This window comes from Pelomonas sp. KK5 (assembly GCF_001984095.1).
Lineage (GTDB): Bacteria > Pseudomonadota > Gammaproteobacteria > Burkholderiales > Burkholderiaceae_C > KK5.
On record NZ_LYVQ01000197.1, the window covers coordinates 1 to 12,587 of the forward strand.

The window sequence follows — 12,587 nt, forward strand, 5'->3', positions numbered from 1 at the left end:
GGCCCGAGCCGCAGACGCCGCCCCAGGATCCGCCGCCGCTGACGAACCGGCCGCTGTTCCGCGCGCCCAGCGCCATGAGCTGCGACCGCCCGGTGGCCGCCCGCGTGGTGCCCGGGCCGCAGTTCCAGGCGCAGCGCGACAGCGAACGCCGGGCCGCCTCGGAACGGCGCGAGGCGCTGGCCGAGCGCAGCAGCAAGTCCAGCGCGGACAGGCTCTACATGGCGCCCGCGGCCCCGGCCCCGGCGCCGGCCGGCATGGCCGCGCCATCGGTCGCGACCTCGGTGGCGCCGGCTTTCGAGCGCCAGCAGCGCCCGCAGGAGACGGTCACCGCCGGCGTCGTCGACGACAACGCCGGCTTCGCCGAATACCTCGCCTTCCGCGAGCGCAACGCGCAACTCGAGCACCGCGAGCGCGACGTCCGCGAGCGCTACCTGCTGGAGGTGAAGGACGCCACCGGCCGCGGCGTGCCCGACGCCGAGGTGGCCGTGCGCTCGGCCGCCGGCGCCGCCATGTGGGCCCGCACCGACACCGCCGGCCGCGCCTGGCTGCATCCGGACGCCTTCGATGCCGCTCATGCGGACAGTTATGCCGTCACCGCCCGCAGCCTCGGCCGCGAGGCCACGACCACCCTGCGCCGCGGCCAGAAGAGCAGCGTCGAGCTGCGCCTGGACGCCGCGAGCGGCCGCGCGCCGGCCCGGCTGGACCTGGTCTTCCTGGTCGACGCCACCGGTTCGATGGGCGACGAGATCGGCAAGCTGCGCGACAGCATGCAGGCCATGGTGCGCCAGATCGCCGCACTGCCCAGCCATCCGGACCTGTGCCTGGGCCTGGTCGCCTACCGCGACAAGGTCGACGAGTTCCTGATCAAGTCGCACGACCTGAGCCGCGACCTCAAGGGCTTCCAGCGCGCGCTGGACGGCCTGCAGGCCGACGGCGGCGGCGACTACCCGGAGGCGATGAACGAGGCCTTCGCCGACACCGTCGACAACATCAGCTGGCGCGGCAACGGCGCCACCCGCCTGGTGGTGCTGCTGGCCGATGCGCCGCCGCACCTGGACTACGGCGGCGTGCAGTACGACCAGAGCATGATGTCGGCGCTGGGCAAGGGCATCAAGGTGTTCAGCGTCGGCGCCAGCGGCCTGGACCGCCAGGGCGAATACATCCAGCGCCAGATCGCCCAGTACACCGGCGGCCGCTTCGTGTTCCTGACCTATGCGGATGCGCGCAACCCGGGCAGCGGCCCGGGGCGGGAGACGGTGCACGAGGTGCAGAACTACTCGGTGGAGACGCTGGACAAGCTGGTGGTGCGGCTGGTCACCCAGGAGCTGGCCGCGTTGCGCTAGAAACAGCAAAGCCCGCCGATGGCGGGCTTTGCGAGCAGATAAGGCCTTACTTCAGCGTCATCAGAATCCCAGGCTGGCGAGCAGGTCGTCCACCTCGCCCTGGTTCGTGACCACGTCGGTACGGCCTTCCGGATTGACCACCGGGCCCTGCAGGATGCTCGGGTCGACCTTCTCGCGCTGCTCCGGCGGCACGACGGAGACCAGCAGCTTGACGAGGCTGTCTTCCAGGTCGTTGGCCAGGGTCACGACCTTGGCCACCACCTGGCCGGTCAGGTCATGGAAGTCCTGCGCCATCATGATGTCGGTCAGGTGCTGGTCGATGCGGGAGGTGGAGGTCTCCACGTCCTTGACGAAGTTGAACACCGCGCCGCTGGCCACGGCCTTGACCGGGTCGGCCATGATGGCCTTGGCCATCTCGTTGGTGGCGGCCGAGATGTGCGAGTGCTCGGTCTTGGCCTGGTCGACCGAGTTCAGCACCTTGTTGGCGGCGTCGGCCGTCTTGTTGGCGATGTAGGTCAGGCGGCTGCGGGCGTCGGGCAGGCCGTCGGTGGCGGTCTGGAGCTTGGGCATCACGCCGAGCTGCTGCATCGTGTCGTGCAGCACGCGGGTGATCGTGCCCAGTTGCTGGAACACCTCGGGCGAGACCATCAGCGGCTCGCTGCCGGTGCCCAGTTGGGCGAAAGCTTGTTCGGCTTGCATGGCGGGCTCCTGGTCTTCAGGCCGCGGCCGCAAGCTTCTGCATGATCTTCTGGACCTTCTCTTCCAGCGTCGCCTTGGTGAAAGGCTTGACGATGTAGCCGGCCGCGCCGCTCTGGGCCGCCAGCACGATGTCTTCCTTGCGGGCCTCGGCGGTGACCATCAGCACCGGCAGGTGCTTCAGCGCCGGGTCTTCCTTGATCGCCTTCAGCAGCTCGAAGCCGGTCATGTTGGGCATGTTGATGTCGCTGACGACGAAATCGAACTTGCCCGCCTTCAGCATGCTCAGCGCCTCGACGCCGTCCTCGGCCTCTTCGCAGTTCACGTAACCGATCTCTTTGAGCAGGCCCCGCACGATACGACGCATCGTCGAGAAGTCGTCGACGACCAGGAATTTCATCTCATTGCTCATGGCTGGCTTCTTTCTTCGATGGGGCTAACGCCAAATTCAAGCGTCATTGTGGCGCAGCGGATGCGGCTTTTGGAGCCTGCTGAGCCTCGCCGTTAGCGGAATCGTCCTCATCCGAGGAAAAATTCTTCAGCACTGCGTCTTCCGCGTCACGGTTCATCACGATGATGCTGATGCGCCGGTTGGCCGCGGACTTGGGGTCCTTGCTGTCCAGCAGCTTGCTGGAGCCCATGCCCGTGACGCGCAGCACGCGCTCGTCGGGCAATCCGCCTGCCACCAGTTCGCGGCGCGAGGCGTTGGCGCGGTCGGCCGAGAGCTCCCAGTTGGTGTAGCCCAGCGCCCCGCCCGGGAAGGGCTGGGCGTCGGTGTGGCCTTCCAGCGTCAGCCGGTTGGGCACCTCGCGCAGCACGTCGCCGAGTTCCCTCAGCAGCTCGCGCATGTACGGCTTCACCACCGCGCTGCCGCTGTCGAACATCGGCCGGCCCTGGTCGTCCACGATCTGGATGCGCAGGCCTTCCTTGGTCATGTCCAGCCGGATCTGCCCGCCCAATGAGGCCAGGCGCGGGTTGGCGGCCAGCACGTCCTCGATGTGCTTCTTGAACTCCTCCAGCCGGGTGCGCTCGGCGCGGCGCTGCTCCTCGCGCAGCGCGCGCAGGTTGATCGTGTGGCGCTTGGACTCGACGTCGCCCGCCTTGACCTGGCCGGTCTGGCGCGAGAGGTCCTGCCCGCCACCCTTGACCAGGCTGGACGAATCGCCCGAGCCGGAACCGCCGGCCATCGCCACCTTCAGCGGGGCGGAGAAATAGTCGGCGATGCCCTTGCGGTCACCTTCCGTCGTGGAGCCCAGCAGCCACATCAGCAGGAAGAAGGCCATCATCGCCGTCACGAAGTCGGCGTAGGCGATCTTCCAGGCGCCACCGTGGGCGGCATGGCCGCCCTTCTTGATGCGCTTGATGATGATCGGTTGGAGTTTCTTGCTGTCGCCGGCCATGACTTCTTACCTCAGCGGGACCTTACTACTACTTCTTCTTGACGTGCGATTCCAGCTCGCCGAAGGTCGGCCGGTCGCCCGAGTACAGCACCTTGCGGCCGAACTCGATCGCCACCTGCGGCGCATAGCCCTGCATGCTGGCCAGCAGCGTGGTCTTGATGCACTGGAACTCCTTGCCGCCGTCCTCGACCTTCTGCTCCAGCAGGCCCGCCAGCGGCTCGGCGAAGCCGTAGGCCAGCAGAATCCCGAGGAAGGTGCCCACCAGTGCCGAGCCGATCATGCCGCCCAGCACCGCCGGCGGCTGGCCCACCGAGCCCATGGTGTTCACCACGCCCAGCACCGCGGCCACGATGCCGAAGGCCGGCAGGCCGCCGGCCAGGCGCTGCAGCGCGGCCACCGCCGCGTGCTCCTCCTGGTGGTGGGTCTCGATCTCGCTGTCCATCAGCGATTCGATCTCGTGGGCGTTGAGGTTGCCCGAGACCATCATGCGCAGGTAGTCGGTGATGAACTCGGTGACGTGGTGGTCGTTGCCCACGGCCGGGTACTTCTGGAACAGCGGGGAGGCGTGCGGGTCCTCCACGTCCTTCTCGATGGACATCAGGCCCTCCTTGCGGGCCTTCTGCAGGATGTCGTAGAGCAGCGCCAGCAGCTCCATGTAGCGGGCCTTGCTGAACTTGCTGCCCTTGAAGCACATGCCGAGGCCGCGACCGGTGGCCTTGAGCACCTTCATCTGGTTGTTGGCCAGGAAGGCGCCGGCGGCCGCGCCGAAGATGGTGATCATCTCGAAGGGCAGCGCATGGAGGATCACCTCGATATTGCCGCCGTGCGCGATGAAGACCCCGAAGACGCAGCCCAGACAGACGAGCCAGCCGATGATGACAAACATTGATAAGAATTCTTTCTGTGGTTCTCAGCCCTTATCGGCCGATTGAACAATGTCTTGAACTTGCGGCACTCGGTACACCCACACACCGTGCCCATCCGCAAGCGGGAAATGCGCCAGCGGTATTTGACCCGCTACCTCGAAATCCAGGCTGACCAGCCAAGCGCCCTTTTCGCGCATTTCCGCACAGGCCTTGGCCCAGACGCGCGGCATGGACTCGGGCCGCTGGAACACATAGACCATCTCATAGGGGCGCCAGTCCATCGCCCACATGTCGCCGCGCCGCACCTCGGCGACGCCGCGGCAGCGCCAGCGCGCCAGCGGCGCCAGCAGCCGGCTCCACTCGATGCCGACCAGCCGCACGCCCGGATAGACGCGGCGGAGTTCCTTCAATCCGTCGCCGAGGCCGCAGCCGGCGTCGAGCACGCTTGAATCCGGCGTTAGGGCGGCGACCGCCGGCAATTCTGCCAAGGCGCCGGGCGGCGTGGGAAACAGCGGCGCATCGCCCCAGGTGCGGCGGGGATAGAGCAGCGCCAGCAGCGCCAGCGGCAGCAGCCAGATCCAGGCCGGCAGGGCCGCGCCGCCGCTGGCCAGCAGCGCCAGCAAGCCGAGCGGGAAGCCCAGGGCCACGATCAGCCGGCGCCAGCGCTCGCGCTGCAGCAGGGCCAGCAGGGCCCCGGCCGCGCTGGCGCCCAGCAGCGCCAGCAGGGCCGGTGCGCCGGCGGCCCGCAGGCCGGCGAACACCGCCCAGGCCAGCGCCCAGCTGAACAGCGCCGGCAGCGGCCAGACCAGGACGGTCATGGCGCGGGATGGGCGGCGCGCAGGGCGGCCGCCTCGTCGGCGCGGCCGGTGCCCTCCAGCACCAGCGCGAGGTTGTAGGCGGCCAGCCAGGAGCCGCGGCCGGCCACGGCGCCCAGTTGCCCGGGCCGCTCGCCCAGGGCCAGGCATTCGCCCCAGGCCTGCTCGATCATCGGCAGCAGCTCGGCGGCGCGGGCCGGCTCGTCGGCGGCCAGGTCCAGCAGCAGGTCGCCGATGGCGAAGAAGAAGTCCGGCGAGTCGGCGCAGCGCGGCATCTGGGCGTCGGCGAAGTCCATCGCGTCGGCGTGGCGCTTGAGCCGCTTGAGCGTGAACAGCCGGCGCGCGACCAGGTCGGTCCACCAGGGCAGCTCGGGCGAGCCCAGCGCGGCCGCCCGGGCGAAGCCGGCCTCGGCGGCCGCGTCCTCGTCGTAGACCGCGCAGTCCTTGCCCCACTGGTAGTTCAGGTAGGCGTCATTCGGCGCGGCCTGCAGCGCGCGGGCCAGCAGCCGGCGGTTGCGGCCGCGCTTGTCGGCCAGGCGCTCGGCGCGGTAGCCGTCGTGCCCGACCAAGAGCGGCAGCCGGCGCACCGGCAGCGCGTGCTGCGGCTGCTCGTGCACCACGCCGTCATAGCGCACCCGGCCCGGCAGCACGCGGCTGAGCCAGGCGCTGGCCTCGCGGGCCTGGCCGGCGTCGTCGAAGCTGTCGCGCAGCTGCAGGGTGCCGATGAAATCCGGCGTCATGGAGCGCAGCTCCCGCAGCGCCTCGCCACCTTCGATCAGCCACTCGTCCGCGTCCAGCACCACATGCCAGTCGGCACCGGCCAGCTCCAGCGCACGGTTGCGGGCGGCGGAAAAGTCATCGCACCAGTCGAACTGCTCGACCCGCGCGCCGGCCTCCCGCGCCAGCGCCGGCGTGGCGTCGCGCGAGCCGGTGTCCAGCACCAGCATGGTGTCCACGAAGGGTCGCACGCTGGCCAGCAGTCGCCCGATGCGCGGCGCCTCGTCGCGCGCGATCACGACCAGGGCGGTGCTGAAGGGAGCGACGTGGGCCATGGCCGGCATTGTGCCGGCCGCGGCGGGCATCCAAGCCCGGAAAAGCCATGCTTATCGGCTCATGGAAACGGCCGCCGCGGCCTACCATAACGCCATGATTCCACGCACTCTGCACGTGATCTGGGTCGGCGACGAATCCAGGCGCCCGGACAACTGCATCGCCACCTGGAAGGCGCACAACCCGGACTGGGAACTGCGCGTCTGGGGCAATGCCGAACTGGGCAGCTACGGCTGGGTCAACGCGCCGCACATGCAGGCGATGGCCGGCCGCGAGCTCAACGGCGTGGCCGACCTGATGCGCTGGGAGATCCTCTACAACGAGGGTGGCTTCGTCGTCGACGCCGACAGCATCTGCCGCCGGCCGCTGGCGCCCTGGCTGTTCGACTGCGAGGCGATGGCCTGCTGGGAGAACGAGCTGGTGCGCCCGGGCCTGATCGCCGCCGGCTACGTGGCCTCGGTGCCGCAGAACCCCTTCTTCGGCCAGATGATCCTGGACCTGCAGAACACGCCGCAGGTGGACGACCGCATGGCCTGGCAGAGCGTCGGCCCGCTGTTCCTCACCGAATGCCACCGCGCCCACCGCTACAACGCGCTGACGATCTGGCCCAGCCACTTCTTCATCCCGCGCCACTTCACCGGCCTGCGCTACGAGGGCCCGGGCCCGGTGTTCGCCGACCAGGAATGGGGCAGCACGCTGGGCAAGTACGACTCGCTGCACACCAGGAAGGTGGCCTGAACCATGAGCATCCACAGGCCCGATAACCAGCCGGAAGCCGGCAAGGTCTCGCCGCTGGAATACGCCCACGCGCCCTACTTCGTGCAGAAGGTCTACGTCGGCGAGGAACTGCGCGGCCGTTCGCGGCTGGACGTGTTCCGCCCGCTGTGCGCCGGCCGCAAGGTGCTGCACGTCGGCTGCGTGGACTGGCCGATCACCGACCTGAAGAACTCGCTGCACCTGCAGCTGGACGACTGCTGCGAGCTGGACGGCTTCGACGTCAACGCGGAGGCCTTCGCGCAGATGCAGCCGCACCTCAAGGGCCGGCTGTTCTCCGACTGGGCCCAGGTGAGCGATCGCTACGACCTGGTGCTGGTGCCCGAGGTGATGGAGCATGTCGGCAATGTCGAGGGCTTCTTGAAGCAGCTCGATGCCGTCGGGGCTGAGGATTATGTGATCACCGTGCCGGACGCCTGGAGCTGCATGCGCCAGCACTTCGACTACAACAGCGGCGCCCAGACCTTCGTCGAGGTCGTGCACCCGGACCACAACTGCTGGTACACGCCCTACACGCTGACCAACACGCTGAAGAAATACACGCCGTGGACGGTCGACGGCATGTGGTTCTTCAACCGGATGTCACTGCTGGTGACTGCGAAGAAGACATGACTTTGCAGGAACTGCTGGGCCAAGCCCGCGAGTTGCTGGGCCGCCAGGCCTGGGGCGAGGCCGTGGCGCTGATGGCACCCTTCGCGCCGCGCGTCGAATCCAACCCGCTACAGCGCTACTATGGCGAGGCACTGCGCCGCGCCGGCCGGGCGCAGGAGGCGATCGAGGCGCTGATGAAGGCGCTGGCGCTGAAGCCCGACGACACCGACGCCTACCTGCAGCTGGCCTTCACCTTCCAGGCGCTGGCGATGCCGGAGGAGGCGGCCGAGTGCTTCCGCACCGTCGCGCTGCTGCAGCCGCACAGCATCCAGGCCCAGGCCTACCAGGCGCTGGGTGACCAGCAGGCGGCGCGCTGGGAACATTTCGATGCCAATCTCACCGCCTTGCAGCAGGCCATCGCCGCCCGCCCCGAGGACGCCGACGACGAGTTCGCCGTTCCCTTCGCACTGGTCGCCCTGCCCCACGACCCGGCGCTGCTGCTGAAGGCGGCGCGGATCAGCAGCCGCTTCCTGAGCCGGGGGCTGAAGCCGCTGCCGCCGCTGAAGGCCACCGCGAAGCCGAGGCTGCGCATCGGCTACCTGTCCGCAGATTTCCACGCCCACGCCACCGCCGCCCTGCTGGTCGAGGTGCTGGAGCGGCGCGACCGCGAGCGCTTCGAGGTGCTGCTGTTCTCGCACGGCCCCGACGACGGCTCGCCGCAGGCCCGCCGCATCCGCGCGGCCTGCGACCGCTTCATCGACGTCTCGACGCTGGACACGGCCGCGATCGCCGCCCGCATCCATGCCGAGGAAGTCGACATCGTCGTCGACCTGAAAGGCCACACCGCCGACAGCCGCTTCGCCGCGCTGGCCCGGCGGCCGGCGCCGGTGCAGGTCTCGTGGCTGGGCTTCCCCGGCAGCAGCGGCGCCGGTTTCATCGACTACATCGTCGGCGACGCGATCGTCACGCCGCTGGCCGATGCACCGCACTACAGCGAGCAGATCGCCCAGCTGCCCGGCTGCTACCAGCCGGCGGACGGCACGCGCGAACGCACCGAGCCGCCTTCACGCGCCGAACTGGGCCTGCCGGGTGATGCCTTCGTGCTGCTGGGCGCCAACCCGGTCTACAAGATCACGCCGCCGGTGTTCGAGGCCTGGATGGAGATCCTGCGCCGCGCGCCGCGCGCGGTCCTCTGGCAACTCAGCGCGGGCGAGCAGACGGACGCCCGGTTGTCGGCCGAGGCCGCCCGCCGCGGCATCGAGCCGGCCCGCCTCGTCTTCATGCCCAAGACCGACATGGCCACCCACTGGCGCCGCCTGGCGGCCGCCGACCTGGCGCTGGATACCTGGCCGTGCAACGGCCACACCACCAGCCGCGACGTGCTGCAGGCCGGCGTGCCGCTGCTGGCGCTGCGCGACGGCGGCATCGGCTTCGCCGGACGGGTGGCGGCCAGCATCCTGGCCGAGGCCGGGCTGGCGGACTGGGCGGTCGACGGGGTCGACGCCTATATAGAGAAGGCGGTGGCGCTGGCCAACGGCTCCGCCCCGCGGCCCGCGGTCGCGGGAGCCGGCGGCGACGCCGCGCTGTTCGCCCGCGGGCTGGAAGCGCTCTATCTCAGGATGTGGGAACGGGCAGCCGCCGGGCTCCCGCCCGCCGCACTGCCCGCTCAGGTAACGAGTTAGCTGCCGCTACAGTCAGTGCATCTGGATGCCACCGGCGGCGCGGCCCTTGCCGGCGCGGGCGGGCGGGTTGCACATGCCGCACACGTAATGGCGCGAGATCTCGTGCGGGTGCGTCACGAAGTGGCCGCCGCACTTGGAGCACTTGGTCATCGTCAGCATGCCGTTGTCCACGAACTTCACCAGGCGCCAGGCGCGGGTGACGGACAGCAGCTCCTCCAGGTTCTGGGCCCGGGTCTGCTCCTGGTAGAGCTGGTAGGCCTTGATCACCGTGTCGATCTCGTCCATCTCGGCCACCTTGTTCAGGTACTCGTGGATGTTGAGGAACAGCGAGGCGTGGATATTCGGCTGCCAGGTCATGAACCAGTCGGTCGAGAACGGCAGCTGGCCCTTGCTCGGCGACTTGCCGGAGACTTCCTTGTAAAGCCGCAGCAGCCGCTCGTAGGACAGGTCCGTCTCCGACTCCAGCACCTGCAGGCGGGCGCCCAGGTTGATCAGGGTGACGGCGCGCTCGATCTGGCGGGCTTCGGTGAGGATGCTCTTCTGGCGCATGGCTGACGACTCCGTCTGGCTAACTGATTACTTGATCGGATTCAGGCGGCTTCGGCGTGGCGGCCGGCCATCAGGATGGAAGCGTGCAGGCGGCTCACGGAGTCGCTCGCGGCGCCCTTGCCGTGGTTGGTCAGCAGGCCCCAGACCATGTCGTCGTCCATGCGGAAGCGGCACAGCAGCGTGTTGCCCGAGGCGATCTTCATCATCTGGGCCGGGCTCAGCGTGCCGATCAGCGTGGCCGTGTCCTCCGAGATGCCCAGGCGGTACAGGGCCTGCTCGCGGTCGGAGCGGATCAGGCTCTGGGCCAGCATCAGGTAGGAGAGATTGGCTTCGCGAATCTCGGCAAGGATCTGGTCTGCATTCATGGCTTACTTCCTCCGGTGAACTTCTGGTTCAGTCCCGTGACAACATGGGATGAATTGTGAAGACCGGAATTGCCGCGAAACATCAGGTCAGTTCGGTGGCTTGAGTCCCGCTTCTTCCGAAGCGTCTGTCAGGCAAATTCCTACATCGAAGTCAGGCCGGAAACAAAAATGCCCCGGCATCCCGGGGCATAACTCGTTACGTGAGCGTCAGATCGACGTTCAGTCCACCAGTCGTTTCAGCCGCTCCAGCTCCGTCTCGACCAGCGGCATCAGCATCGGGGCCTCGGCCATCAGGCTCTCGCTCGGGCCGCCGCGGGTCAGCCGGGTCAGCACCTCGATGGCCGGGACGATCTGCCCTTGCGCCGCCAGCGCGAAGCCCAGCGTGTACAGGCTCGGGCCGTGGTGGGAGATGTGCTGCAGCGCGCGTTGGGCGTAGCTGACGGCGCGGTCGTACTGGCCGGCCGAGAGCAGCAGCGCCGCCATGTCGGACAGCAGGTCGTGGCTCATCGGCTCCTGGTCCAGGGCGTCCTGCAGCAGCATCAGGCCGCGGCCCAGGTGGCCCTGGGAGGCTTCGGTGTAGGCGGCGTTGCGGGCGCGGTGCAGCAGCAGCTCGGCGTCGGTGGGCTCCAGGGCGGCGGGCACGGGCACCGGCACGGCGCGGGAAGAGGCAGAGGACGCCGACTTGCCGGCACGGCGACCCGGGAAGGAATTGAGGGGCATGGGCTTCTCCACAAGGCGGGCGCGGATATCGGCCAGCACGTCGGGAACTTTAGGTTTCGCCGCCCCCGCCCATTCGTGTGAAAAGCACGCCCTTGGCCGCGCATCTCGGAACACCCCGGCGCCCCGCCGGGCCGTACTCGGCACTGAAGGCGAAATCGATCGAATGAAGTGACTTATTTGGCACCCTCTTATCCACGGACCGAGAGTCTTGACAAAAAGCCTCAAGTTCCAGTCGAGCCCGTCCGATACCCATTCCAACGCGACGAATAAAAGTCACGTGGTCCGGTCAGGAGGCAAGAGCCAACGACGTCGGACGTCGCCTCACCGGAACTCATCAAGCTGAAAGGAAGCGCACCATGGCCTCGATCATCAACACCAACCTGCTGTCTCTGAACGCGCAGACCAACACCTCGGCCTCCCAGGCCTCGCTGGCCAAGTCGATCCAGCGCCTGTCCTCGGGCCTGCGGGTCAACACCGCCGCCGACGACGCCGCCGGCCTGGCGATCTCCACCCGGATGGACGCCCAGGTGCGCGGCATGACGGTCGCGATCCGCAACTCCAACGACGGCATCTCGCTGGCCCAGACGGCCGACGGCGCGCTGGGCAAGGTCAGCGACTCGCTGCAGCGCATGCGTGAACTGGCGGTGCAGGCCCGTAACGCCACCAACACCAGCGCCGACAAGGATTCGCTGGACAACGAATTCGGCCAGCTGTCGCAGGAAATCCAGCGCGTGCTGGGCGGCACGACCTTCAACGGCCGCGCCATCCTGGCCACCTCGGCCGCCGGCACCCAGACCTTCCAGGTCGGCGCCAACACGACGACCAACGACTCGATCGACATCGTCACGACCGACCTGACGACCGACGCGACGATCACCGCCGTCGCCGGCACCGACAACACCGGCGCGGGCCGCGCCACCATCGACGGCACCCAGAGCTTCGCCCAGATCGGCACGGTGATCGACAACATCGACTCGGCGATCAACACGGTCAACCTGTCGCGCGGCACGATGGGTGCGGCCCAGAACCGCTTCGACTCGGTGGTCAGCAACCTGAACGTCTCGCTGGAGAACCAGACCGCCGCCAAGAGCCGGATCACCGATGCGGACTTCGCCTCGGAAACCGCCAACCTGAGCCGCGCGCAGATCCTGCAGCAAGCCGGCACGGCCATGATCGCCCAGGCCAACCAGCTGCCGCAGCAAGTGCTGACGCTGCTGCGCTGAGCAGCAGCGATAAGAAGAAGAAGGCGGCACCCGGCGCCGCCTCCTTCTGACCGGAACGTGAGCAAGTTCACACCACCCCCGCGAAAGCGGAGGGTGGGATCGGTTCTTGTAAAAAAGATTCAAGTCCGGCGCATCGGTCTCCGATAACGGGTCATCGGGCAGCTTCATCAGTACGACGCAGCCCTCCCCTGACACCCGAAAGGACCGAACGTGGCCTCGATCATCAACACGAACCTGATGTCGCTGAACGCCCAGCGCAACACCGCATCGACCCAGCTCTCGCTGCAGACCTCGATGCAGCGCCTGTCCTCGGGCCTGCGGGTCAACTCCGCCAAGGACGACGCGGCCGGCCTGGCCATCGCGACCCGCATGGACGCTCAGGTGCGCGGCATGAACGTGGCCCAGCGCAATGCCAACGACGGCATCTCGCTGGCGCAGACGGCCGAAGGCGCGCTGGCCAAGGTGGGCGACTCGCTGCAGCGCATGCGTGAGCTGGCCGTCCAGGCCCGCAAT

At 68.5% G+C, this 12,587-nt stretch carries 14 protein-coding genes and 1 pseudogene; 6 read left to right on the forward strand and 9 right to left on the reverse strand.

Translation table 11 applies throughout. From position 1 onward, the window contains the following. Window positions 1-1,343 (forward strand): VWA domain-containing protein (locus B0W88_RS24050; RefSeq protein ID WP_077037154.1); only part of this gene is annotated, 1,343 nt, incomplete at its 5' end. A 60-nt stretch (window positions 1,344-1,403) separates the two neighbouring features. Here the strand turns inward: B0W88_RS24050 and B0W88_RS24055 are convergent. From B0W88_RS24055 to B0W88_RS24080, 6 genes are read right to left on the reverse strand one after another with little or no spacing between them, the layout of a single operon-like run. Then, window positions 1,404-2,042, reverse strand: a complete 639-nt coding sequence (locus B0W88_RS24055; protein WP_083749027.1) for a protein phosphatase CheZ — start codon at window positions 2,040-2,042, stop codon at window positions 1,404-1,406. Between the two features lie 16 nt (window positions 2,043-2,058). Continuing rightward, on the reverse strand, window positions 2,059-2,451 hold the full coding sequence (gene cheY, locus B0W88_RS24060) for a chemotaxis response regulator CheY (RefSeq protein ID WP_077037155.1): 393 nt from the start codon (window positions 2,449-2,451) through the stop codon (window positions 2,059-2,061). 43 nt (window positions 2,452-2,494) lie between these two features. Then, window positions 2,495-3,439, reverse strand: a complete 945-nt coding sequence (motB, locus tag B0W88_RS24065) for a flagellar motor protein MotB (RefSeq protein WP_077037156.1) — start codon at window positions 3,437-3,439, stop codon at window positions 2,495-2,497. 28 nt (window positions 3,440-3,467) lie between these two features. Beyond that, window positions 3,468-4,325, reverse strand: a complete 858-nt coding sequence (gene motA / locus B0W88_RS24070) for a flagellar motor stator protein MotA (protein ID WP_077037157.1) — start codon at window positions 4,323-4,325, stop codon at window positions 3,468-3,470. 24 nt (window positions 4,326-4,349) lie between these two features. Continuing rightward, window positions 4,350-5,123, reverse strand: coding sequence for a trans-aconitate 2-methyltransferase (locus tag B0W88_RS24075; protein WP_077037158.1), 774 nt, complete (start codon window positions 5,121-5,123; stop codon window positions 4,350-4,352). Next, window positions 5,120-6,172 (reverse strand): glycosyltransferase family 2 protein, encoded by a 1,053-nt coding sequence (locus B0W88_RS24080; protein ID WP_198937926.1) that lies wholly within the window; start codon window positions 6,170-6,172, stop codon window positions 5,120-5,122. Before B0W88_RS24080 ends, B0W88_RS24075 begins: the two co-directional genes overlap by 4 nt. Window positions 6,173-6,266: 94 nt before the next feature. On the opposite strand from B0W88_RS24080, the gene B0W88_RS34905 reads away from it, so the two are divergent. The 3 genes from B0W88_RS34905 to B0W88_RS24095 are packed head-to-tail and all read left to right on the forward strand — an operon-like array spanning window position 6,267 to window position 9,217. After that, window positions 6,267-6,908 carry a glycosyltransferase family 32 protein gene (locus B0W88_RS34905; RefSeq protein ID WP_077037167.1) on the forward strand — a complete coding sequence of 214 codons (642 nt, stop codon included), beginning with the start codon at window positions 6,267-6,269 and terminating at the stop codon, window positions 6,906-6,908. A gap of 3 nt (window positions 6,909-6,911) precedes the next feature. Then, on the forward strand, window positions 6,912-7,556 hold the full coding sequence (locus tag B0W88_RS34910) for a hypothetical protein (protein WP_077037159.1): 645 nt from the start codon (window positions 6,912-6,914) through the stop codon (window positions 7,554-7,556). After that, window positions 7,553-9,217, forward strand: coding sequence for a tetratricopeptide repeat protein (locus B0W88_RS24095; protein ID WP_083749028.1), 1,665 nt, complete (start codon window positions 7,553-7,555; stop codon window positions 9,215-9,217). Before B0W88_RS34910 ends, B0W88_RS24095 begins: the two co-directional genes overlap by 4 nt. Before the next feature lie 12 nt (window positions 9,218-9,229). On the opposite strand, the gene flhC is transcribed toward B0W88_RS24095, so the two are convergent. The 3 genes from flhC to B0W88_RS24110 all read right to left on the reverse strand — a co-directional run bounded on the left by flhC (window position 9,230) and on the right by B0W88_RS24110 (window position 10,851). Beyond that, window positions 9,230-9,766 carry a flagellar transcriptional regulator FlhC gene (gene flhC, locus B0W88_RS24100; RefSeq protein WP_077037161.1) on the reverse strand — a complete coding sequence of 179 codons (537 nt, stop codon included), beginning with the start codon at window positions 9,764-9,766 and terminating at the stop codon, window positions 9,230-9,232. 41 nt (window positions 9,767-9,807) lie between these two features. Then, window positions 9,808-10,131 (reverse strand): flagellar transcriptional regulator FlhD, encoded by a 324-nt coding sequence (flhD, locus tag B0W88_RS24105; RefSeq protein ID WP_077037162.1) that lies wholly within the window; start codon window positions 10,129-10,131, stop codon window positions 9,808-9,810. Between the two features lie 219 nt (window positions 10,132-10,350). Beyond that, window positions 10,351-10,851 carry a tetratricopeptide repeat protein gene (locus B0W88_RS24110; RefSeq protein WP_144006925.1) on the reverse strand — a complete coding sequence of 167 codons (501 nt, stop codon included), beginning with the start codon at window positions 10,849-10,851 and terminating at the stop codon, window positions 10,351-10,353. Window positions 10,852-11,207: 356 nt separating this feature from the next. On the opposite strand from B0W88_RS24110, the gene B0W88_RS24115 reads away from it, so the two are divergent. Beyond that, window positions 11,208-12,074, forward strand: a complete 867-nt coding sequence (locus B0W88_RS24115; RefSeq protein WP_077037164.1) for a flagellin — start codon at window positions 11,208-11,210, stop codon at window positions 12,072-12,074. A gap of 210 nt (window positions 12,075-12,284) precedes the next feature. Next, window positions 12,285-12,587: pseudogene (locus B0W88_RS24120) on the forward strand (flagellin FliC); the annotation flags it as partial.